Source organism: Streptomyces zhihengii, from assembly GCF_016919245.1.
Lineage (GTDB): Bacteria > Actinomycetota > Actinomycetes > Streptomycetales > Streptomycetaceae > Streptomyces > Streptomyces zhihengii.
The window spans coordinates 3,671,909-3,692,656 of record NZ_JAFEJA010000001.1 but is presented as its reverse complement, the minus strand read 5'-3'; the positions used below and the strand labels follow the sequence as shown (position 1 = coordinate 3,692,656).

Sequence of the window (20,748 nt, the reverse complement as noted above, 5' to 3'; positions counted from 1 at the left end):
GCCCTGGACGGTGCGCGGTTCCAGGATCGGGCCCCCGGATCGCGTGACCCCCATCACTTTGCACGGACAAAGCGGACACCATCTTTGTGCACGCGTTCACAAAGACATAGCCTGCATTCGACGGGGCGGTCTTGAGACACACGGCCGCCTGCAGCCTCGCTCATCCCCCAGGAGCATCGTGGCAACTGGCCGAAATCACCGACCGGCGACCCGTAGCCGAGGAATCCCCGAGGCCACCGTCGCCCGGCTCCCGCTGTACCTCCGCGCGCTGACGGCTCTGTCGGAGCGGTCCGTGCCCACGGTCTCCTCCGAGGAGCTCGCCGCGGCGGCGGGCGTCAACTCCGCGAAGCTGCGCAAGGACTTCTCCTACCTGGGCTCCTACGGGACCCGGGGCGTCGGCTACGACGTCGAGTATCTCGTCTACCAGATCTCCCGTGAGCTGGGGCTCACCCAGGACTGGCCGGTCGTCATCGTCGGCATCGGAAACCTCGGCGCCGCGCTCGCCAACTACGGCGGCTTCGCGTCCCGCGGCTTCCGTGTCGCCGCGCTGATCGACGCCGACCCGTCGATGGCGGGCAAGCCCGTCGCGGGAATCCCCGTCCAGCACACGGACGAGCTGGAGAAGATCATCAGTGACAACGGCGTCTCGATCGGCGTGATCTCGACGCCCGCCGGCGCCGCCCAGCAGGTCTGCGAGCGGCTGATCGCCGCCGGTGTCACCTCCATCCTCAACTTCGCCCCCACCGTGCTGTCCGTGCCGGACGGCGTCGACGTGCGCAAGGTCGACCTCTCGATCGAGCTGCAGATCCTCGCCTTCCACGAGCAGCGGAAGGCCGGCGAGGAAGCCGAGTCCTCGGCGCGGAAGGGACCTGACGGGGACATGCCCGCCGTGATGCCGGCATGAGTCTCCTGGTGGTCGGACTGAGTCATCGCAGCGCCCCGGTGAGCGTGCTGGAACGCGCGTCGCTCTCCGCTGACGCGCAGGTCAAGCTGTTGCAGGACACCCTGGCCGCAGAGCCCGCGACCGAGGGCGCGGTCCTCGCGACGTGCAACCGCATCGAGCTCTACGCGGACGTCGACAAGTTCCACGCCGGTGTCGCGGAGCTCTCCACGCTGCTCGCCCAGCACAGCGGCGTCGGCCTGGAGGAGCTCACCCCCTATCTGTACGTGCACTACGAGGACCGGGCCGTGCACCACCTGTTCTCGGTGGCGTGCGGACTCGACTCGATGGTCGTCGGCGAGGGCCAGATCCTCGGCCAGATCAAGGACGCCCTGGCCCGCGGACAGGAACTGCACACCGCCGGGCGGCTGATCAACGACCTGTTCCAGCAGGCGCTGCGGGTCGGCAAGCGCGCCCACAGCGAGACCGGGATCGACCGGGCCGGGCAGTCGCTCGTCACCTTCGGCCTGGAGCAGCTCGCCGCCGGCGAGCCCGTCGGGACCTGGGCCGCCGACAAGCGGGCGCTGGTCATCGGCGCGGGCTCCATGTCCTCGCTCGCCGCGACCACGCTGGCCCGGCTCGGCGTACGCGAACTCGTCGTCGCCAACCGGACCCGGGAGCGTGCCGACCGGCTGGCCGCCGCCCTGTCGGAGACCGGCGTGCGCGCCGTGGCCGTCCCCATGTCCGAGGTGGAGCACGAGCTGACACGTGCCGACGTGGTGGTGTCCTGCACCGGCGCGACCGGCCTCGTCCTCAACGCCGGGACCGTCGCCGCGGCCGTGGCCCAGCACGTGGTGCCCGCCGCCCGGAAGGGCGCCGACCTGCGCGCCCCCGAGGGCAGCCTGGTGGCCCGCCTGGCGGCGGCCGCCGCCCGTGACGGACGGGTGGCCGAGCTGCCCGGCGCCGCCGACGCCCCCGGCGCCTTCGACGACGAATCCGCGCGGTCCGCCCGCGCGGCGATCACCGGCGTGACCGGCGGCGTGGACGTTGCCCCAGGCTCCGAATGCCCCGTCGGGCTCGACGACACCCCCGCCGGCTCGCTCACGCAGCACGCCGCCTGGGCCGCGAGCACCCCCCGGGCCCCGCAGCACTCCGCCCGCCCGGCGCCCGCCGCCGGCGACGGCGGCCCCGTGCGCCTCGCGCTGCTCGACCTCGCCATGCCGCGGGACGTCGACGCCGCCGTGCACCGCCTCACCGGCGTGCGCCTCGTCGACATCGAGTCCCTCGCCGACGCCTCCGCCGACGCGCCGATGGCCGCCGACGTGGACCAGGTGCGCACCCTCGTGTCCGACGAGGTGGCCGCCTTCGGCGCCGCCCAGCGCGCCGCCCACATCACTCCGACCGTCGTCGCGCTGCGCACCATGGCGGCCGACGTGGTGGCCGGCGAACTGGCCCGCCTCGACGGGCGGCTCACCGGACTCGACGAGAAGCAGCGCGCCGAGATCACCCAGACCGTGCGCCGTGTGGTGGACAAGCTCCTGCACGCCCCCACGGTGCGGGTCAAGCAACTGGCCGGAGAGCCCGGCGGAGCCGGGTACGCGGACGCGCTGCGGACCCTGTTCGACCTCGACCCGGAGACGGTCGCCTCCGTCAGCCGGGCCGATCTGAATGACGCAGACGTCAAGAACCGAGGGCGAGTATGACCGAGAGGGCACTGAGGCTCGGGACCAGGCGCAGCAAGCTCGCCATGGCCCAGTCCGGGCACGTGGCCGAGGCGGTGCGCCGCGCCACCGGCCGGGACGTCGAGCTCGTCGAGATCACGACGTACGGGGACACCTCCCGTGAGCACCTGTCGCAGATCGGCGGCACCGGGGTGTTCGTCGCCGCGCTGCGCGACGCGCTGCTGGGCGGCGAGGTGGACTTCGCCGTCCACTCCCTGAAGGACCTGCCCACCGCCGAGCACGAGGGCCTCACCGTGGCCGCCGTGCCCCCGCGGGTGGACCCGCGCGACGCGCTCGTCGCCCGCGACGGGCTCGCCTTCGACCGGCTGCCGGACGGCGCCCGCGTCGGCACCGGCTCGCCGCGCCGCATGGCGCAGCTCAACGCGTACGCCCGCTCCCACGGGCTGCGCATCGAGACCGTGCCGATCCGCGGCAACGTCGACACCCGGATCGGATACGTCCGGAGCGGGGAACTCGACGCCGTCGTGCTCGCCGCCGCCGGACTCCACCGCATCGGCAGGACCGACGAGGTGACCGACTTCCTGTCGGTCGACTTCGTCCTGCCCGCCCCCGGCCAGGGGGCCCTGGCGATCGAGTGTCCGGCGGCCGACGCCGCACTCGTCGCCGCGCTCGCCGAGCTCGACGACCCGCGCACGCGGGTCGCCGTGACCGCCGAGCGCTCCCTGCTCGCCGCCCTGGAGGCCGGCTGCTCCGCACCTGTGGGTGCGCTGGCCGACCTGCTGGACGACGGACAGGATGCCACCGAAATGCGCCTGCGGGGCGTCGTCGGCACGACCGACGGCTCCGCGCTGGTGCAGCTGTCCACCACCGGTCCCGTACCCACGTCGCACGGCGACGCCATCGCGCTCGGTCGCGAACTCGCGTCCGAGATGCTCGCCAAGGGTGCGGCCGGTCTTATGGGGGAGCGAGCACTTTGAGCCCCACCACCTCGAACCATCCGGCCCTCCCGGCACACGGGCACGTCACCTTCCTGGGTGCCGGTCCCGGCGACCCCGGTCTGCTGACCCTGCGCGCCGTGGAGGCGCTCTCCGGCGCGGACGTCCTGGTCGCCGAGCCCGCTGTGCTGGAGGTCGTCCGCAGCCATGCCCGGGCGGGCGTAAGCACGCCTGAGCTGACGGTAGTTGACGACGCGTCAGTGTCCGCCGGCATCCCTGTTCTCAGGGACGCGGCCAATCTTGTCATGGAGGCCGCGCGCGGCGGCAAGCGGGTCGTCCGTGCCGTGACCGGCGACCCGGGCCTGGACACGGACGCGGGCCGCGAGATGCTCGCCTGCGCCGCCGAGGGCATTCCCTTCGAGGTCGTGCCGGGCATCGCCACGGCCGTCGGCGTGCCCGCGTACGCCGGTGTCCCGCTGCGGGACTCGGAGGGCGCCGACGTCCGGTTCGTCGACGCCCGCACGGCGTCCGACCGCTGCTGGACCGAGGTCGGGGCGAGCGACGGCACGGCCGTCGTCTCCACCACGCTCGACTCGGTCGCCGCGGCGGCCGGCGAGATGGTGGCGGCCGGCCGCAAGCCGGACACCCCGCTCACCGTCACCGTCGCCGGCACCACCACCCGCCAGCGGACGTGGACGGCGACGCTGGGCACCATCGCGCAGACCCTGAAGCAGGCCAAGGTGCTGCCGTCCCCGGACGGGCACCAGCCGGTCATAGCCGTGGTCGGCGAACGCAGCGCCGCGGCGCAGCGCGACCAGCTCGCGTGGTTCGAGTCCAAGCCGCTCTTCGGCTGGAAGGTCCTGGTGCCGCGCACCAAGGAGCAGGCGGCCTCGCTCTCCGACCAGCTCCGCTCCTACGGCGCGGTCCCGCACGAGGTCCCGACCATCGCGGTCGAGCCCCCGCGCACGCCCCAGCAGATGGAGCGAGCGGTCAAGGGCCTGGTCACCGGACGCTACGAGTGGATCGCCTTCACCTCGGTCAACGCGGTCAAGGCGGTGCGCGAGAAGTTCGAGGAGTACGGGCTCGACGCGCGCGCCTTCGCCGGGATCAAGGTCGCGGCGGTCGGCGAGCAGACGGCGGCGGCGCTGGTCGACTTCGGCGTCAAGCCGGACCTGGTGCCGAGCGGCGAGCAGTCCGCCGCCGGGCTGCTGGAGGACTGGCCGCCCTACGACCCGGTCTTCGACCCGATCGACCGCGTCTTCCTGCCGCGTGCCGACATCGCGACCGAGACGCTGGTCGCCGGGCTGATCGAGCTCGGCTGGGAGGTCGACGACGTCACCGCCTACCGGACCGTGCGCGCCTCGCCGCCGCCGGCCGAGACCCGGGAGGCGATCAAGGGCGGCGGGTTCGACGCGGTGCTCTTCACCTCCTCGTCGACCGTGCGGAACCTCGTCGGCATCGCCGGCAAGCCGCACAACGTGACCGTGATCGCGTGCATCGGCCCCGCGACCGCCAAGACGGCCGAGGAGCACGGCCTGCGGGTCGACGTCCTGTCGCCCGAGCCGTCGGTGCACCGCCTCGCCGAGGCGCTCGCGGAGTTCGGCGCCGCGCGCCGGGCCGCGGCCGTGGAGGCCGGCGAGCACGTGACCCGGCCGTCGGAACGGCGCCCGGGCGGGCGCAGGCGTCGCACGACGACCTGACGCCCCCGGCGTCCAGGGATGTGTCCGGCGTGGCCGGGCGGGAGAAGGCTCCCGCCCGGCCACGCCGCGTTGCGCGCGGGTGCCGCCCCGGCGGTCCGCCGGGGCGGCCGGCCGCGCATGACGCACGCCGCGTCGGGCGGGGGTGTCCTGGCGGTCGTGGTCGTCATGGTGAGGTTCCGGTCCGGGCCGCGTCGGGCGGGGGTGTCCTAGCGGTCGTGGTCGTCATGGTGAGGTTCCGGTCCGGGTTGCGTCGGGCGGGGGTGTCCTGGCGGTCGTGGTCGTCATGGTGAGGTTCCGGTCCGGGTTGCGTCGGGCGGGGGTGTCCTAGCAGTCGCGGCCGTCACGGTGAGCGTCCGGTCCGGGTCGCGTCGGGCGGGTGTCGCCCCGCACGGGGCGACACCGGGGCCGGGGTGTTCGACAGGAGGGCCGCCGACGCAGTACACCGGAGGCAAGGGCGCCGGAGCACGGGCGGGCGCGGGACGAGTGGGTGACGGTCACATGGACTCCAGGACGCTGCGCGTCGATCCTTCCAACGCCGACCAGGCACAGTCCTGGGACGGCGACCAGGGCACGTACTGGGCGGAGCACGCCGCCGACTTCGACCGTGCCGTCCACGCCTACCAGGGCCCCTTCCTGGACGCCGCCCACCTCCAGCGGGGCGAGCGGGTCCTCGACGTCGGCTGCGGCGCGGGGCTCACCTCGCGTGCCGCGGCCCGGCTCACGGTGAGCGGCCCCGTGCTGGGCGTGGACCTCTCCGGGCCGCTGCTGGCGGTCGCCCGCCGCGAGGCGGAGCGCGAGGGGCTCGACAGCATCCGCCACGAGCACGCCGACGCCCAGACCCACCCCTTCGACGAGGCGTCCTTCGACGTCGCCATCAGCCGGCTCGGCTCGATGTTCTTCGCCGACCCGGTGGCCGCCTTCCGCAACGTCGCCAGGGCCCTGCGTCCGGGCGGGCGGCTGGTGCTGCTGGTGTGGCAGGACGTCTCCCGCAACGAGTGGTTCCGCTCCTTCGTGGCGGACCTCGCCGACGGCCGGGACGTCGGCCCCCCGCCGGCGGACGCGCCCGGGCCGTTCTTCATGTCGGACCCGGACACCGTGCGCGAGCGCCTCCTCGCCGCCGGATTCCGCACGCCGCACTTCGACGACCACCGGCTGTCCATGCGCTTCGGCCGCACCGTCGACGAGGCCTACTCCTTCGTCTCCGGCATGCTCGGCTGGATGCTGGAGGAACTCGACGAGGCCGGCCGCGCCCGCGCCCTCGCCACCCTCCGCGCCGACCTGGAGGCCCACGCCACCCCGGACGGCGTCCGCTTCGGCTCCGCCGCGTGGGTCGTGACGGCGACGCGTCCGTAGCGCGGGGGTGGTGCGCCGGGGGCGCTGAGAGGGCCGCGGGCTCTGGGGCCCGGGGGCCCGGGGGCGCTGGGAGTGCGGTGCCTGGGGCCGGGGCCCGTTTCGGCGGGGTGCCGGGTGCCTGGGGCCCGGGGCGCTGGGAGTGCCGGGTGCTGCGCCGGGCCCCGGGGGCTCTGGTGGACCTGGGGCGGGGCCCGTTCCGGCGGGGTGCCGGGCCGTGGGGGATCGGACGGTCCCGGGGGTGTCCCCCATCCAGGCGCCCGCGCGCTCCCCGGGCCGTGCGTGCGCGGCGGCGCACGAAAACCAGGGGCCCGTGCGGGCCCGCCCTGCGATGCTTGCCGCCGCCCCCGGCGGAGCCGGAGCGGGCCCGGGCGTACCGGGCCGGGGACCGGGGCCGGCGCGCCACGGAGCGGGCCCGGGCGTACCGGGCCGGGACAGGCGCGCCGCCCCGGGGCGACGGGCGCGACCAGGGAGGACGCATGGAACCGGCAGAACTCCACCGCGCGGTCGAGGCGGGCCGGGCGACCGCCGCGCGCCTGGGCCTCCCGGTGGACGACGTGATCGTCGTCCACGACTCGGACCGTGTCGCGCTGCGCCTGGTCCCCTGCGAGGTGCTGGCCCGGGTCGCGCCCGCGCGGCTCGCGGCCGAGTCCGCGTTCGAGGTGGAGGTCGCGCGCCGGCTCGCGGACACCGGCGCCCCGGTGGCCGGGCTCGACCCCCGGGTCGAGGCCCGCGTGCACCGTAGGGACGGTTTCGCGGTCTCGCTCTGGACGTACCACCCGCCCGTGGCGCCGGAGGTCGCGCCCGCGGCCTACGCGGACGCGCTCCACCGGCACCACACCGCCCTGCGCCGGGCCGGAGCGTCGTCCGGCCTGGAGACGCCCCATGTCACCGACCGTGTCGCCGCGGCGCTCCGGGAGGTCGAGGACCGGGACCGGTCGCCCGAACTGCCCGTCGCCGAGCGGCGGCTGCTCGCCGGCACGCTCGGCGGCCTCGCCGCGCTGCTCGACGCCCGGAGAGGCGGCGACCAGCTCCTGCACGGCGAGCCCCACCCGGGCAACCTCCTCGCCACGAGCTGCGGTCCGCTCCTCGTCGACCTCGCCACCTGCTGCCGGGGGCCCGTCGAGTTCGACCTCGCCCACGCGCCCGAGGCTGCGGCGCCGTACTACCCGGGGGCCGACCAGGCCCTGGTGCGGCGGTGCCGCGCCCTGAACTGGGCGATGTTCTCGGCCTGGCGGTGGCGCCGGGACGACGGCATGCCCGACCGGGACCTCCGGCGGGCGGAGGGCCTCGGCCGCCTCCGTGCCGCACTCGACGGCTGCTGACCGGGCTGGCCCCGCCCGCCGACGCGGTGTCGGTAATCGCCCGTGCGGGGCGGGCGTAGCGTGGCCCGTATGACTGCGTACGGATCCTTCCCCGGTGCCCGCCCCCGGCGGCTCCGGACCACCCCCGCCCTGCGGCGCATGGTCGCCGAGACGCGGCTGCACCCGGCCGACCTGATCCTCCCCGCCTTCGTGCGCGAGGGCATCGGCGAGCCCGTGCCGATCCAGGCCATGCCCGGGGTCGTGCAGCACACCCGGGACACCCTGCGGAAGGCGGCCGTCGAGGCCCGCGAGGCGGGCGTCGCCGGGATCATGATCTTCGGCGTGCCCGAGGACGGCAAGAAGGACGCGCTCGGCACCGCCGGCACCGACCCGGAGGGCATCCTCCAGGTCGCGATCCGCGACGTGCGGGCCGAGGTCGGCGACGAGCTCGTCATCATGTCCGACCTGTGCCTCGACGAGTACACCGACCACGGCCACTGCGGCGTCCTCACGGCCGACGGCCGGGTCGACAACGACGCCACCCTGGAGCGCTACGCCGAGATGGCGCAGGTCCAGGCGGACGCGGGCGTCCATGTGGTGGGCCCCAGCGGCATGATGGACGGTCAGATCGGGGTCGTCCGCGACGCCCTGGACACCATCGGCAAGGAGGACGTGTCGATCCTCGCGTACACCGCGAAGTACTCCTCCGCCTTCTACGGCCCCTTCCGCGAGGCCGTCGGCTCCTCGCTCACCGGCGACCGCAAGACCTACCAGCAGGACCCGGCCAACGTCCGCGAGTCGCTGCGGGAGCTGGCGCTGGACCTGGAGGAGGGCGCCGACATGGTCATGGTCAAGCCCGCGGGCCCCTACCTCGACATCCTGGCGAAGGTCGCGGAGTCGGTCGACGTGCCGGTCGCGGCGTACCAGATCAGCGGCGAGTACGCGATGGTCGAGGCGGCCGCCGAGAAGGGCTGGATCAACCGCGAGGCCGCCATCGCCGAGACCCTGCTCGGCATCAAGCGCGCCGGCGCGAACATGATCCTCACGTACTGGGCGACGGAGGTCGCCCGCCGCATCGGCGCGACGGACTGAGCCGCCCGGGGGCGGCGGGGGCCGGGGGCGTGGACGGGGCGCGTCGGGAGACGGACACCGGGGCGGGGCCGCACGGCGACGCCGCCTCCGGCCCGCACGGCGACGCCGTGCGCCCCGGCCCGCGCGACGCCGTGCGCCCCGGCCCGCGCGACGACGCCGGGCGGCACCCGCTGCGGGATGCCGGGCCGCCCCCGCTTCGCGACACCGGGCCTGGTCCGCTTCTGTACCCGTACATCGGACCACCCGAGCTCGCGGCCGCGGCCCCTGACGCGCCCGGCGGCGTCCCGGTCGCCACCCGTGAGGAGTTCGCGCGCTGGGCTGCGGAGCAGACCGCGGCGGACCTGGCGCAGCCCTTCACGTACACCGTCGGCGCCGACGGCCTGCTGCGCCTGGCCCCCCGGCGTTCGGAGCATGTCGCCTGCGCCGGGCGGCTCCCGGTCCACGGGGCGGGCGAGGTCCTGTTCCGTCCGGACTCCGGCGGCTGGGAGGTCGAGGAGATCTCCAACTTCTCGACGGGCTACTGCCCGGAGCCGGCGTCCTTCCCCCGCGTCGCGGCTGCCCTGGACGCCTGCGCTCTCGCCCGCCCGGCACACTTCACCCATGCGGCGGTCTTCCGCCGCTGCGAGGAGTGCGGCACCACCTGCGTCGTCAAGGACGACCACTACGTCTGCGCCGTCTGCGACGCGGACCTGCCCGTGCGGTGGAACGTCGATCGCGCCGTGCGTCCCGAGGCGGCCCCGCCACCGCCGCTCCCCGCGCACGGCATCGACACGGCGCGGTCGTTGGAGGAGCTGGAGGGTGACGTCTGGCCGGCTCCCGGGCCGCCGGTGACCGCTCTGGTCGAGGCCGTCCACGCGCTGCGCCGCCGCCCGGTCGGAGCGCTCGGCACCTGGGACATGATCCGCCTCCTCGGCCAGCGCGTGGGTGCTGCGGTCCTGGTCCCCGTCGCGCTCGACCTCCTGCGCGCCTCGCTGCCGCGGCAGGCTGCCGGAGGCTGGTTCGAGGACGACCTGCTCGCGGCGGTGGCCGCGCAGCCACCGGAGTTCTGGGCCGAACACCCCCACTGGCACGCGGAGACGGCACGCGTCGCGGACGCCGTGGCGGGACGTCCGGTCGGCCCCGCCGGATGACCGCGCCGCACGGCTTCGGCCGCAGCGTCTAGAGTCGTGCGCTGTTCGAAGAGCGGGCGGTGCCGGTACGGCGACGAGGCGGAGGATCGGGCATGACGGGTATGGCAGTGACGACGTTCGTCCTCGCGGGGCTGCTCCTGCTGATGGCGTGCGTCAAGGCGGACCGCGTCCGCGCCTGGCGTACCGCCCGCAACCCCTCGGCCCCCGACGTCTCGAACGCCTCCTTCGTCGTGGCACGGCTCCTGCTGGTCGCGATGGCCGCCGGGGGGATCGTCACCGGCTTCCAGGGGCTGAAGGCCCAGGACGACATCGGGTGGAGCGACGACGAGCTGACCTCGGCGGTCGAGGGCGCCACCGCCTCCCTGAACGGCAGCTCCGCCCACGGCGGCCCGCTCGACGGACCCGACACCCCCGAGGACTTCGACGGCGCCTACGGCATCAAGGTCCGGCAGGAGATCGTGGAGCACGGCAGCGGCGACGCCCCGCAGTTCGGGGTGTCCGCCGAGGTGACGGGCGAGGCGACGGCGGACCACGCCCGGTACGCGGTGTCCGCCGACGGTGCGAGTGCCTGGTTCTGCATGGACGTCACCCGCGCCCACACCGGCTGGGCGAGACCGTGGCCCCGGGCGGACTGGGCGAGTCCTCGAAGGTGCGCCTCCCGGAGTTCACGTACCAGGTGACGAGCCGGGCGGGGGAGTGCTGACGGCTGGGCCGGCAGCAGGCTCACCTCCTCGGGGATCTCCACGGACCGGAGACCTGCCGTCCCTGTCGTTGGGTTCGACCGGAGGTGATCCCGTGCAGACCAGATTCCGCTTCAGGAGCCCGATCGGTGGTCTGGCGGCGGATCTGTCGGCGGAGTTGCGGCCCGTGGCGAGCAGGCCGCCCGCCGGGGTCGTCGTCGGCAGAGGTGTGTGGCTCGTGCCTCCGGAGGGCGGTGTCCACTGGCAGGACCTCGCCTGGCTGTGCCTGGGCGTCAGCCTGTGCGGCAGGGAGCTGGTCGAGGCCCGTCCGGGTGGCGTGGCCGTCGTCGTGGACTCCCTCGCGTATCCCCTGGCCGATTACCTGCCGGAGGCCGCGGCCCTGGTCATGGAGGAGTTCCTGCTCACGGAGCTGGGGCGGGAGGGCCGCGCCGGACGGGTCACGTACTGCTCGCGGCACCGGGCGTACGCGTTCGACTGGGGTACGGAGCGGCCGTTCTCCGAGCTGTAGGGGCATCCGCGCGATGCCGTGGCCCCCGGCCCTCCTATGGGAGCGCGCCCGCGCGGCGGCCCTCGGCGAGGAATGCGTCCACCAGGGGCGCCTTCGCGCCCGGGGCCACGAACCAGAGGGGCTTGGGGGACCGGTTGCGGGAGATCTCCATGCGGTGGGCGCCGCTGACGAGGCCCACGACGGCCGTCTGCTGGACCCCGGTGACGTCGCTCCACGCCACGGAGTCGCGTATGCGGCCGAAGCGGTTGGTGACGGCCACGCCGTCCGTCAGCAGGTAGCACCTGTTCATGCCGAGCCGGGCGGTCAGCAGGCGCCAGCCGAACTTCACGGCGTACACCGCGACCACCACCAGCGTCGTCCAGAGGAGGTTGAGACCGACCTGGTCCGGGGTGAAGATCGTGAGGAAGACCATGGCGATCCAGAGCAACAGCAGGAACCCCCGCAGCACCTGCAGTGTGCTGCCCACCGCCGGCGTCATGAGCGGATAGTCACCACGGACGGCACCGAGGCCGAGGCCGGAGACACGAGTACGCACGCTTCCCCCATGTGAAGTTCCCCCTGCCGAACCCGGATGCGCGGTCGGCAGGGCGGGGCATACCCGCACCACGCGGAGGCCGAACGGGCTTGCCCCGAACAGTGACGGGGGGTGCGAATGATGTTCGGTGGGCTTGAGATCGACGCGGGGCGGGAGAGCAGGGATGGACGAGCAGGCAGTTCGTACCGTGAGCGCATGCGGGACATGCGGGGCTGAGAGTGAGCGATGGGTCGTGCAGCTCATCCGGGCGAACCGGCTCCGCTGGGAGGCCGACTACTCGTGCGCCCGCTGCGGGACGATCGCGTGCGACGGTGACTGGGGACCTGCTCCTGCGGATGTCCGGGCGGCGCTCGTTGCGGAGCACGGGGAGTATGTGCTGCTTCTCAGGAACGACGCTCGGAACTCCGGGCAGGTCTTGAAGGCATTCCGGGACGCTCTGTGCCTGTCTCTCGCGGAGGCGAAGAGTGCCGCGGAGGCCGCACGCGGCCAGGGATTCCAAGCCACGCGAGTCGAATGGGAACTCGTGAGGCGACGCCTCGGACCGGCGGTGATCAGACGCGCGGCATGACCCGGCGGGCAGCGTGGCACCGCGCGTGCATCTCGGCGCGTGCTCCCGACCGGTCAGCGCAGGACGCGGTAGGTCACGTGCGTGACCAGGCTCGCCGCGCGGGAGGAGAGCTGTTCCAGCTTCAGGGGCGGGACGCCCTCGAAGAGGCGGGTGCCGCTGCCGAGGGTGACCGGGGAGATGGCGAGGCGGAGTTCGTCGATCAGGCCGGCGGCGAGGTACTGGTTCAGGGTCGTGGCGCCGCCGACGACGGCGACCTCCCCGTCCCCGGCCGATGCGCGGGCGCGGGCCAGGGCGGCGGTGATGCCGTCGGTGACGAAGTGGAAGGTCGTGCCGCCGGCCATCGGCTGCGGCTCGCGGGCGTGGTGGGTGAGGACGAACACCGGTGAGCGGAAGGGGGGTTCGTCGCCCCACCAGCCGTCCCACGGCCGGTCCCAGCCGCCGCGCACGGGACCGAACATGTTGCGCCCCATGATGTACGCCCGGGCCTCGCCGAACCGCTCGATCTCGGCCCGGTTCTCGTCCGGGGTCTCGAACATCCAGGCGTGGAGCACGGCGCCCGACCCGTCGCCCCCGTCGTCACCGAAGGGGCGCTCCTCGGTCTGGTGGTGCCCGGCGGTGTACCCGTCGGCCGAGACGGTGATGGTGCCGATCACGCGGCCGGTGTCTGCGGTCATGGCTTGCTCCCTCTGCCGACGGTCCGATGCGTCCGAGGCCAGTAACGCAGGGGCTGCCCGGGTTCCGCGGGGGCGCGTCGGGCGCGGGCCTGTACGGGTGAGCGATCCGGCCGCTCAGACCAGGTGGTCCACGAAGGAGGCCCAGGCGGTGGGGGTGAGGGTGAGGACGGGACCGGTGGGGGTCTTGGAGTCGCGGATGTGGACGGTGGGCTCGGCCCCCCGGCGGTCGCTGTGGCCCGACGCGCGCCGTTCGTAGGCGAGTTGGAGGCAGTTGCCCCCATCGCTGCCGCTGTAGCTCGACTTGAACCAGGTCAGGCGGGCACTCATGTCTCTCCTAGCAGCCGATCCAGCAGGCCCCTGGTGTCGTCAGGATCGAGGGCCAGTGTTCGCAGCATCGCATATCTCTGGGCCAGGATGCTGACCTCGTCCGGTGCATGGATGAGGTGGCTGCCGCGCTGTGTCTCCGTGTAGGCCAGGTGCTGGTGGTCCGGAGTCTCCAGGAGCACGAACGCCCCGTCGAGTGCCGGGTGCGTCGTGTGCGTGAACGGCATCACCTGGATTGCGAGGCCGGGCAGTTCGGTGAGCGAGCGAAGATGCGCGAGCTGCGCCCGGTGAACGTGCGTACCGCCCAACGGTACGTGCAGCACCGCCTCCCAGAGGACGAAGCTGACGCTGCGCCGAGGTGTGCTCTGGAGAATGCGCCGGCGCACCAGACGACGCTCGGTCTGTGCCTCGATCTCGTCCTTGTCCATCACGGGAATGCGGCTCGCGAAGACGGCCCGCGCGTAGTCGGCCGTCTGCAGCAGCCCCGGGACCACCTGGTTCTCGTACGAGGCGAGAGCCAGCGCCTCCTGCTCCCTGTCGAGGAACTCCTCCGCCCACGCCGGGATCAGGTCCACCTCGGGCATGTTCTCCACCGCGACCAGGAGCGCGCCCTTGGTGTCGAGTCGGGCGTCGAGGCGGTCGGCGAGGTCGGGCTTGAGGGGGCGGCGGCCCTGTTCGATGGAGGCGACGGTCTCCTCGGCCAGGTTGAGCTCGGTGGCCAGGTCGCGCTGGGTGAGACCGGCGGTCTCGCGGAAGCGGGCGAGCTGGCGGCCGAGGAGTCGCATGGCCGAGGCGTTCTTCCGGTGGCGTCGCACGGAGCTCATGCACGTACAACTCCCCTGACCAGGGTGTGCGTTACGCCCGGGCGGCCCGTACAGAAGAGGTGTACGGGCGGGCGCACTGATGCGGGAGAGCGTGGGCCGGGAGGCTCGGCGCCGTGGATACGACGATGCGCGCCGAGGTTGTGCGCGAGCGGTTCTGGCGGCGGGAACGGCGTTCGGTGCGGGAGGTGCGGGAGTTCGTCCGGGAGGTGGTGCGCGGATGGGGCTGGGACGGGGACCGGGTGGACGACGTGCTGCTGTGCGCGGACGAGTTGGCGGCCAACGCGCTCGTGCACGGGGTCCCGCCCGGACGCGGCTATCTGGTGCGGCTGGTGAACGAGGACGCCGGCCGCCGTCTCCGTGTCGAGGTGCACGACAGCGGGGACGGACGGCCGGCGATTCCCGGCGGACCCGGCTCCGGCGAGGAGTCGGGGCGTGGGCTGCTGATCGTCGGCGCGCTCGCCGACACCTGGGGTGTCGGCGAGCGCGAGCCGGGCAAGGTGGTGTGGTGCTCCTTCACCCGGAGGCCGTGAGGCCGTGGGCGCGTAGGCCCCGGAAGGCCTACGACACGTTGCGGACGCGGCCTTCGAAGGGCTGCCCGGTCGGGCTGCCCTCGTCGTCGACGAGCTGGAGGCGGACGTACTCGACGGGCTCACGCAGCCGGTCGCGGACGGTCGGGACGGTCAGTTCCGTGGTGGTGTCACCGGCCGGGACCGTGGTCCACAGGGTGCGGTAGTCCAGTTCGGAGAGCGGGACGGCCGGGTTCGGGATCTCTTCCACGAGCATGCGCAGCCAGTCCTGGTCGACGTCGGCCGAGGAGAGCTCGGCGCGGCCGTCGGGGACTGCCGTCAGCTCGGCCACGACCGGGATCTCGACGTCGGCGGGCTCGGAGAGGGAGATCCGCCAGGTCAGCGGCTTGCCCTCGGTGACGTCGGCGGCGACGGGCCGGAGGCTCACCTTCGGCATGGGGTCGTCCTCGGTGGCCGTGACGCCGCCGGAGTCGGCGCCGACGACCGTGCCCCGGACGGCCTTGACCAGGACGTCGTGCGCGGTGCCCCAGCCGTAGCGCGTGTTGCCGGTGACGGTGACCCGGACGTCGATGCCCGCCGTGCCGGGACCGACCTGGACCAGGCGGTCGGTCGTGGTGCCCGTCTCCGGGTCGATCACGTAGAGGCGCACCGTGCCCGTGTTCTCGCCGGTGGTGCGGACGGGCACCGTGTAGGTGCGGCTGCCGGAGTCGCCCTCCTCGACGGTGAGCCGGCCGAGGTCCACGCGGGTGAGCGGCGCGGCCTCGACCGCGGGCGTGCCCGGCTGCCAGGCCCAGGCGTCGATCAGCCAGGCCTTGCCGGAACGCGAGACGGGGACCAGCTCCAGGGAGGCGACCTGGGCGAGGTCGAGCTTCGCGGCGTTCGCCGCGGTCAGCGGTACGCGGACCTCCTGGGCCCAGTACGAGGAGGTGCGGTCGGTGCCGGGCAGGCCGTCGACGCGGACCCGTCCCAGGTTCGCGCGCTTGCCCGACGCGTCCTTCACGGCGACGTCGAACTGGGTGCCCCGGCTGTTCGGCGGGACGGCGATGCGCAGGGCGAGGGACGTCGCGCCCTTGGCGGAGAGCGGCTTCTCGGGCGTCACGCGGGCGGGCGTGCCCGGGGCCGTCCAGGCGAGGGCGATCGCGCGGCGGCCGGCCTCGTGCTCCGGGCGCCAGTAGGCGAAGTGCGGCGAGGTCCCGACGACGCCCTCGCCGAGGCAGGCGGAGCCGCCGGGGGCGACGGCGTCGCAGAGGCGGGCGCCGGAGACCTTCAGCGGGTCGTCCGGCAGGAAGCCGGCGGACCGGTCGCCGCCGACCGCGTGGGTCAGCACCCTGGCCGGGTCGGCGGAGGGTGCGCGGCGCCCGGTGCCGTCGAGGAGTTCGCGCACGTGGTCGTCGCCGTCGACGAACAGCCGTGCCGCGGCGGCGATGTAGGTGGCGCCGGCCCGGTGCTGCTGGTCGGCGGTGAGACGGCCGGCCCGGCCGGGCGAACAGAGCGGGTCCGGGGCCTGGGGGTCGTGCCAGAAGTCGTCGTCGGCGGGGGCCGCGGCTTGGCCGGGCGTCCACTCGCTGTTGAAGTAGTTGTGGTTGGCGCCGACCATGTAGACCGAGCTGTGCAGGGCCTTGCCCCGGCTCACCCCCCGGGTGCCGTCGGCGTAGACCTGGCCCTGGAGGTCGGAGACGTCGCCGTCGCAGCCCGGCAGGACGGTGAGCGAGGGGACGTCGGCGACCGGGTTCTGGCCGAAGATCGTGGGACCGATGAGGACGGTGCCGCGGATCGTCCAGCGGGCGTCGCCGGGCGCGCCGTCCTGGGCGGGCGGCGGCGGGTACAGGCTGTCCATGGCCGCGCGGTTGACGCCCTCGCCGCCGCGCGAGTGCCCGACGAGGAGCACCCGGGACAGGTCCGGCTTCGGGGTCTTGCGCAGGGCGGCGGGCGCGGAGGCGGGGTCGGCGGCCCAGTCGGCCCAGCGGGCGAGGTGGCCGCGGACCAGCGAGGAGCGGGCCTGGGCGCCGGCGTCCTCGACCGCCGCGTCCTGCCCGTTGATGCCGTTGGCGGAGATCGAGACGGTGACGTACCCCTGGGAGGCGAGCAGTTGCTGGTCCCGGAGGTACCCCTTGTGGCTGGGGATGGGCTGCGCGCCCTTGGCGCAGGGCCAGTCGATGGTCACCTCGTCGCCGCCCTTGCCGGGGACGTAGCAGGTGGCGTGGCGGCCGTGCAGGAAGAGGGCGACGGGCCGCTCGCCGGTCGCGTCCTTCGGCGCGACGACCAGGCCGCGCATCTCGACGGGCTCGGGCATGCCCGGGAGCCTGACGGACGGCAGGTCGTACTCGCCGGTGGTCGTCGCGTACGGGCCCTTCGTGCCGGGGTCGACGGCTCCGGCGGGCTGGACGGGCGGCAGCCGCACGACGGCGGGCTTGACCGCCCGGTGCTTCCCGGTGCCGGCGGCGGCGTCGAGCCGGCGGCCGGCCGCCTCGACCCGGAGCCCGTCCAGGTCGGCGGCGCTCACCCCGTCGAGGGGGAGCCGGAAGGTCCGGTTGTCGTCCTGGGGCTCGGGCACGCCGAGCAGTGCGCCGTTCGCGCGGAACTCGACGCGGGCGTCCCCGTGCGGGACGGGCCGCGGCGAGCGCCACTCCAGGTGGCTCGCCCCGCCCTCGCCGGTGATCCGCCACCCGGGCGGCAGCCCGTCGGCGCTCCCCTGCGCCGATGTCGCGGTACGTGTGTCGGGCGCTGCCGGTGCGGCGTGTGCCACCGCGGGCGCCGCCGCCATCACCGTGAGCACCGCTGTCGCGGTGGCCCAGGCTTTTCGGCCACGTATCAAGGTTCCTCCTCAACCCCGTTGCGGGCGCGTTTGTTTCAGGTCGAACGCGCTCTCGGCCTCGGAGACGGGGAGGGGCGGGCGGGGGTTGCCTGCGCGGGGTGGGGGATCGTGGGCGGGTGAAGGAGAGGGGAGGGAACGTGCCGGAGCAGGGGAGGCTGCAGGTGGACGCGCTCGAGCGCGGCGACCCGGGCGGCGGTGCGCTGGTCGTGCGGTGCATCGGCGGCGTTGTGACCGCCGGTGACCGGCTGCGCCCGGATAGCGGGGGGCGCGCGGACCGCGGCTTCGTGCTGCGAAGAATCGAGAAGTACCCCGGCGTCTTCTGGGACGCGCTGACTCCGCCGCACGCGGCACGCGTGGAACTGGCGGGTGCGGACCCGCGGGCACTGCGGCGCGGGGACGTCCTCGTCGTCATCGGCGCCGCGTCAGGGCCGGGGTGAGGGATCGTGGACGCGGCCCGGTGGGACGAGGGCCGGGCAGGGGAGCGGGCCCCGGGCGAGGGGTGCCCGGGGCCCGCGGTCGTGCGCAGGGGTGCGTCAGCAGTAGAGGTTGGCGCCGGTGGGCACGCCCAGGATCTGGGCGAACTGCTGGTACTTGGTGACGCGGCTCTGGACCTGGGCCGGGTTGCGGCCGTCGCACTCCAGGGAGCCGTTGATCGAGCGGATGGTGTGGCCGAAGCCCGCGCCGTTCACCATGGCGTTGTGGCCGGTCATCGAGCCGGGGCCGGACTGGGTGTTCCAGTACCAGAGGCCGGTCTTCCAGGCCACGGCGGCGTCGTTCTGGACGAGCCAGGGGTTGTTCAGCAGGTCGATGCCGAGGGCGTCACCGGCCGCCTTGTAGTTGAAGTTCCAGCTGAGCTGGATCGGGCCCTTGCCGTAGTAGGCGGCCTGGCCGGCCGGGCAGCCGTAGGGCTGGCTCCAGTCGCAGTAGTGCGGGTAGTTGGCGGTGTTCTGCTCCACGATGTGGACCAGGCCGCCGGTCTCGTGGCTCACGTTGGCGAGGAAGGCCGCGGCCTCCTGCTTCCTGACCGTGTCGCTGCCCGTCTTGGCGAAGCCGGGGTAGGCGCTCAGGGCCGCGGTGAGGCCGTTGTAGGTGTAGAAGGAATTCCTGCCCGGGAACATCTGGTTGAACTGGGCCTCGCTGACGACGAAGCCGCCCGGCTGGGGGTTGCCCCCGCCGCCGCAGTTGTACGGGTCCCAGTACCAGGTGCTGATCGTCGGGGAGTATCCCGGGTTGTCGTGCTCCGCGATGTAGTAGGCGCCGTTGTACCTGACAACGTTGCCAGCCGTGTACCAGGCGCCCTGCTGCCAGTTGGGGGCCGTGTCGCAGGGCGAGGCGGCGGACGCGGTCGGCGTCAGCGCGACGGCGAGGCCCATGGCGACGAGGACCGCCGTCAGCAGGGCCATGAGACGGGTTCTGAGCACTCCATCACTCCTAGGGGTGCAACGACCCTGCCCGGTAACGCAGTTGGCTCCGGGCGGGCCGCGGTGGGGGGTGTCTTCCAGTACTCAAGCGCGATGTCATGATCCAGTCAAGGTATAGACCAATGAGAACCGTGGGTAACTTCTTCCGGGGGATACGGTCACGCTCCGGAGCCGCCGCGGGCGGGAGTGGCGCGGCATCCGATGCGCTCGCGATCAGCCCGCGCGCGGCGCACCCTGGAAGGGGTAACGCCGGAGGTGATCCGTATGCAGACACTCGTCGGATGGCACATCGAGATGGAGTTCCGCGAGGACGGAGACCGGACGCGCGCGGCGGCCATGGTGAGGCTCGGCGACGGTACGGAGTACCGGGGCCACGGCAACGCCAACCGCCACCGCTCCGACCAGCCGCAGCTCATGGTCGGCGAGGAGATCGCGGGCGCACGCGCCTTGATGGACCTCGCGTCCCAGCTGCTCCAGAAGGCACACGAAGAGATCGACGACGCCGCCGGAAGGCCCTCGCACCAGCTCCTGCGGTGAGGAGCCGGGGCAGCGGGTCCCGGCGGCGTTCCGGGGCGGCCGCCGTCGAACAGGGTCGACGAGGGTGACGGCGGCCGCCCACCACCGCGCGCGAGGCGCTCCCGGCCCGGCCGGGAGCGCCTCGCGCGGTGCGGGTACCGGGTGGGGTCAGTGGCTGAGGGCGTCGTCGATCGAGCCCTGCCAGTAGGTGACCCGGGCCGAGGAGTCGACGTACGTCCCCGACGGCAGCCGCAGGCTGACGGGCGTGCCGGTCGAACCCTCGTCGCTGCGCGGCTGGAACAGCACCTCCAGCGTCGACGGCTCCATGCCGTGGCTTCCGCTTCCGTCGGCGGAGGACAGGATCACCGCGGCGTAGGCGGAGCCGCCGGGCTCGACGGAGACCACCGCCTGCGGCTTGCTCTCCTGCACGATCGCGGTGGGCGACTGCTGGTCGTCGCTCCAGCGCAGCAGGGGCGCGAAGTAGGCGTCGCAGCGCGTGGAACCGGTGTTGGTGACGGTCAGGATCGCGTGGTTGAGGGGCCGCGACACCGGGCTGTAGACGACCTTGGTGTTGGCGCCGGTGCAGGCGGTCGAGGATGCTCCCGCGTCCCCGGAACCGCCCGTCGTCCCGGAGCCGCCCGTGGTACCGCCCGTGGACGTACCGCCGCCCGAGCCCTTGCCGCCGGAGCCCGCGCTCCCGCCGTTCCCGTCGGAGCCCGTGCCGCCGCCGTTGCCGCCGGAGGCGTCCGGCGCGTCGGAGCCGGAACCGGACGGCGCCGGCTTCTCGGTCGAGCCGTCCGCGGGGGTGCTCGGCGAGGCGCTCGCCGCGGGCTGGGCGGAATCGCCGGCCGCCGTCCCGTCCCCCTGGCAGGCGGTCAGGGACAGCGCCGCGAGCAGGGTGGCGGCGACGGCGGAAGCGGTGCGGACGCGGTGGATGCGCATGGTGGTTCTCCCCGTGATCAGGTGCGGTGGTGGTGGAGCGTGGACGGCGGGTCCGTGGTCACGGACCGCGCAGGAGATGTGTGACGACCGCGGTCGACGCGATCACCACGAGCACGGCCGTGAGGTCGGTGAACAGGTCGCGCAGGCTGGGTCGCATGGCTGGTGTCCCGTCGGGCTGTGCGGTGTGATCAACAGCGTGCGGGGCGTCGGGTTCCGGCCGCAACGCGCCACGGACCATGAGGGACGGTGGAACGGTCGCGAGTACGCTGAGCTGCGCGAAAAGCCGCTGCCTGGAACGCCGTTCCGGGACGCGGGGACAG

General features: G+C 73.9%; 20 protein-coding genes. 13 read left to right on the top strand and 7 right to left on the bottom strand.

Features of this window, described 5'->3' with window-relative positions:
* Positions 1-178: 178 nt before the first annotated feature.
* From JE024_RS15445 to JE024_RS15400, 10 genes are all read left to right on the top strand, one after another.
* Positions 179-904 (top strand): redox-sensing transcriptional repressor Rex, encoded by a 726-nt coding sequence (locus tag JE024_RS15445; RefSeq protein WP_147987555.1) that lies wholly within the window; start codon positions 179-181, stop codon positions 902-904.
* Entirely contained in the window at positions 901-2,583 is a 1,683-nt protein-coding gene (locus JE024_RS15440; protein ID WP_205374140.1) for a glutamyl-tRNA reductase, read from the top strand. The genes JE024_RS15445 and JE024_RS15440 overlap by 4 nt, the downstream gene beginning before the upstream one ends.
* The gene (hemC, locus tag JE024_RS15435; RefSeq protein WP_205374139.1) at positions 2,580-3,539 is read left to right on the top strand and encodes a hydroxymethylbilane synthase; all 960 of its coding nucleotides are present in this window, start codon (positions 2,580-2,582) and stop codon (positions 3,537-3,539) included. Before JE024_RS15440 ends, hemC begins: the two co-directional genes overlap by 4 nt.
* A complete protein-coding gene (locus JE024_RS15430) occupies positions 3,536-5,197 on the top strand; it encodes a bifunctional uroporphyrinogen-III C-methyltransferase/uroporphyrinogen-III synthase (protein WP_205374138.1) in 1,662 nt (553 codons plus the stop codon). The genes hemC and JE024_RS15430 overlap by 4 nt, the downstream gene beginning before the upstream one ends.
* Positions 5,198-5,695: 498 nt before the next feature.
* Positions 5,696-6,550, top strand: a complete 855-nt coding sequence (locus JE024_RS15425) for a class I SAM-dependent methyltransferase (protein ID WP_205374137.1) — start codon at positions 5,696-5,698, stop codon at positions 6,548-6,550.
* A gap of 476 nt (positions 6,551-7,026) precedes the next feature.
* Positions 7,027-7,872, top strand: coding sequence for an aminoglycoside phosphotransferase family protein (locus JE024_RS15420; RefSeq protein ID WP_205374136.1), 846 nt, complete (start codon positions 7,027-7,029; stop codon positions 7,870-7,872).
* Positions 7,873-7,941: 69 nt separating this feature from the next.
* The gene (gene hemB, locus JE024_RS15415) at positions 7,942-8,943 is read left to right on the top strand and encodes a porphobilinogen synthase (RefSeq protein ID WP_205374135.1); all 1,002 of its coding nucleotides are present in this window, start codon (positions 7,942-7,944) and stop codon (positions 8,941-8,943) included.
* Between the two features lie 29 nt (positions 8,944-8,972).
* The gene (locus JE024_RS15410) at positions 8,973-10,073 is read left to right on the top strand and encodes a contact-dependent growth inhibition system immunity protein (RefSeq protein ID WP_205374134.1); all 1,101 of its coding nucleotides are present in this window, start codon (positions 8,973-8,975) and stop codon (positions 10,071-10,073) included.
* 92 nt (positions 10,074-10,165) lie between these two features.
* Positions 10,166-10,753 (top strand): phospholipase D-like domain-containing protein, encoded by a 588-nt coding sequence (locus tag JE024_RS15405; RefSeq protein WP_244882874.1) that lies wholly within the window; start codon positions 10,166-10,168, stop codon positions 10,751-10,753.
* A 115-nt stretch (positions 10,754-10,868) separates the two neighbouring features.
* Positions 10,869-11,282: a hypothetical protein gene (locus JE024_RS15400; RefSeq protein WP_205374133.1), complete on the top strand. Its 414-nt coding sequence runs from the start codon at positions 10,869-10,871 to the stop codon at positions 11,280-11,282.
* Between the two features lie 34 nt (positions 11,283-11,316).
* Here the strand turns inward: JE024_RS15400 and JE024_RS15395 are convergent, their stop codons facing one another.
* The 4 genes from JE024_RS15395 to JE024_RS15380 form a co-directional block, all read right to left on the bottom strand.
* Positions 11,317-11,760 (bottom strand): hypothetical protein, encoded by a 444-nt coding sequence (locus JE024_RS15395; RefSeq protein WP_244882872.1) that lies wholly within the window; start codon positions 11,758-11,760, stop codon positions 11,317-11,319.
* 678 nt (positions 11,761-12,438) lie between these two features.
* Positions 12,439-13,059 carry a dihydrofolate reductase family protein gene (locus tag JE024_RS15390; RefSeq protein ID WP_205374131.1) on the bottom strand — a complete coding sequence of 207 codons (621 nt, stop codon included), beginning with the start codon at positions 13,057-13,059 and terminating at the stop codon, positions 12,439-12,441.
* Positions 13,060-13,173: 114 nt separating this feature from the next.
* Positions 13,174-13,386 carry a DUF397 domain-containing protein gene (locus JE024_RS15385; protein ID WP_205374130.1) on the bottom strand — a complete coding sequence of 71 codons (213 nt, stop codon included), beginning with the start codon at positions 13,384-13,386 and terminating at the stop codon, positions 13,174-13,176.
* Positions 13,383-14,207, bottom strand: coding sequence for a helix-turn-helix domain-containing protein (locus tag JE024_RS15380; protein ID WP_244882871.1), 825 nt, complete (start codon positions 14,205-14,207; stop codon positions 13,383-13,385). Before JE024_RS15380 ends, JE024_RS15385 begins: the two co-directional genes overlap by 4 nt.
* Positions 14,208-14,332: 125 nt before the next feature.
* Here JE024_RS15380 and JE024_RS15375 point away from each other — a divergent pair, with 125 nt between their 5' ends.
* On the top strand, positions 14,333-14,737 hold the full coding sequence (locus JE024_RS15375) for an ATP-binding protein (RefSeq protein WP_205374129.1): 405 nt from the start codon (positions 14,333-14,335) through the stop codon (positions 14,735-14,737).
* Positions 14,738-14,765: 28 nt separating this feature from the next.
* On the opposite strand, the gene JE024_RS15370 is transcribed toward JE024_RS15375, so the two are convergent.
* On the bottom strand, positions 14,766-17,549 hold the full coding sequence (locus tag JE024_RS15370; protein WP_205374128.1) for an alpha/beta hydrolase family protein: 2,784 nt from the start codon (positions 17,547-17,549) through the stop codon (positions 14,766-14,768).
* Positions 17,550-17,710: 161 nt separating this feature from the next.
* Here JE024_RS15370 and JE024_RS15365 point away from each other — a divergent pair, with 161 nt between their 5' ends.
* Positions 17,711-17,986 carry a hypothetical protein gene (locus tag JE024_RS15365; protein WP_205374127.1) on the top strand — a complete coding sequence of 92 codons (276 nt, stop codon included), beginning with the start codon at positions 17,711-17,713 and terminating at the stop codon, positions 17,984-17,986.
* Between the two features lie 96 nt (positions 17,987-18,082).
* Here JE024_RS15365 and JE024_RS15360 read toward each other — a convergent pair whose 3' ends face one another.
* Positions 18,083-18,970, bottom strand: coding sequence for a glycoside hydrolase family 19 protein (locus tag JE024_RS15360; RefSeq protein WP_205374126.1), 888 nt, complete (start codon positions 18,968-18,970; stop codon positions 18,083-18,085).
* 264 nt (positions 18,971-19,234) lie between these two features.
* On the opposite strand from JE024_RS15360, the gene JE024_RS15355 reads away from it, so the two are divergent.
* Positions 19,235-19,507 carry a DUF1876 domain-containing protein gene (locus tag JE024_RS15355; protein WP_205374125.1) on the top strand — a complete coding sequence of 91 codons (273 nt, stop codon included), beginning with the start codon at positions 19,235-19,237 and terminating at the stop codon, positions 19,505-19,507.
* Positions 19,508-19,654: 147 nt separating this feature from the next.
* Here the strand turns inward: JE024_RS15355 and JE024_RS15350 are convergent, their stop codons facing one another.
* Complete coding sequence (locus JE024_RS15350; RefSeq protein ID WP_244882869.1) at positions 19,655-20,428, bottom strand: DUF4232 domain-containing protein; 774 nt, start codon at positions 20,426-20,428, stop codon at positions 19,655-19,657.
* Between the last annotated feature and the right edge of the window lie 320 nt (positions 20,429-20,748).

Excerpts from the sequence above, each read along its gene's own strand:
- JE024_RS15440 (WP_205374140.1), top strand. The coding sequence starts at position 901 with ATGAGTCTCCTGGTGGTCGGACTGAGTCATCGCAGCGCCCCGGTGAGC.
- hemC (WP_205374139.1), top strand. The coding sequence starts at position 2,580 with ATGACCGAGAGGGCACTGAGGCTCGGGACCAGGCGCAGCAAGCTCGCC.
- JE024_RS15425 (WP_205374137.1), top strand. The coding sequence starts at position 5,696 with ATGGACTCCAGGACGCTGCGCGTCGATCCTTCCAACGCCGACCAGGCA.
- JE024_RS15420 (WP_205374136.1), top strand. The coding sequence starts at position 7,027 with ATGGAACCGGCAGAACTCCACCGCGCGGTCGAGGCGGGCCGGGCGACC.
- hemB (WP_205374135.1), top strand. The coding sequence starts at position 7,942 with ATGACTGCGTACGGATCCTTCCCCGGTGCCCGCCCCCGGCGGCTCCGG.
- JE024_RS15405 (WP_244882874.1), top strand. The coding sequence starts at position 10,166 with ATGACGGGTATGGCAGTGACGACGTTCGTCCTCGCGGGGCTGCTCCTG.
- JE024_RS15395 (WP_244882872.1), bottom strand. The coding sequence starts at position 11,760 with ATGACGCCGGCGGTGGGCAGCACACTGCAGGTGCTGCGGGGGTTCCTG.
- JE024_RS15390 (WP_205374131.1), bottom strand. The coding sequence starts at position 13,059 with ATGACCGCAGACACCGGCCGCGTGATCGGCACCATCACCGTCTCGGCC.
- JE024_RS15385 (WP_205374130.1), bottom strand. The coding sequence starts at position 13,386 with ATGAGTGCCCGCCTGACCTGGTTCAAGTCGAGCTACAGCGGCAGCGAT.
- JE024_RS15380 (WP_244882871.1), bottom strand. The coding sequence starts at position 14,207 with ATGAGCTCCGTGCGACGCCACCGGAAGAACGCCTCGGCCATGCGACTC.
- JE024_RS15375 (WP_205374129.1), top strand. The coding sequence starts at position 14,333 with ATGCGCGCCGAGGTTGTGCGCGAGCGGTTCTGGCGGCGGGAACGGCGT.
- JE024_RS15355 (WP_205374125.1), top strand. The coding sequence starts at position 19,235 with ATGCAGACACTCGTCGGATGGCACATCGAGATGGAGTTCCGCGAGGAC.
- JE024_RS15350 (WP_244882869.1), bottom strand. The coding sequence starts at position 20,428 with ATGCGCATCCACCGCGTCCGCACCGCTTCCGCCGTCGCCGCCACCCTG.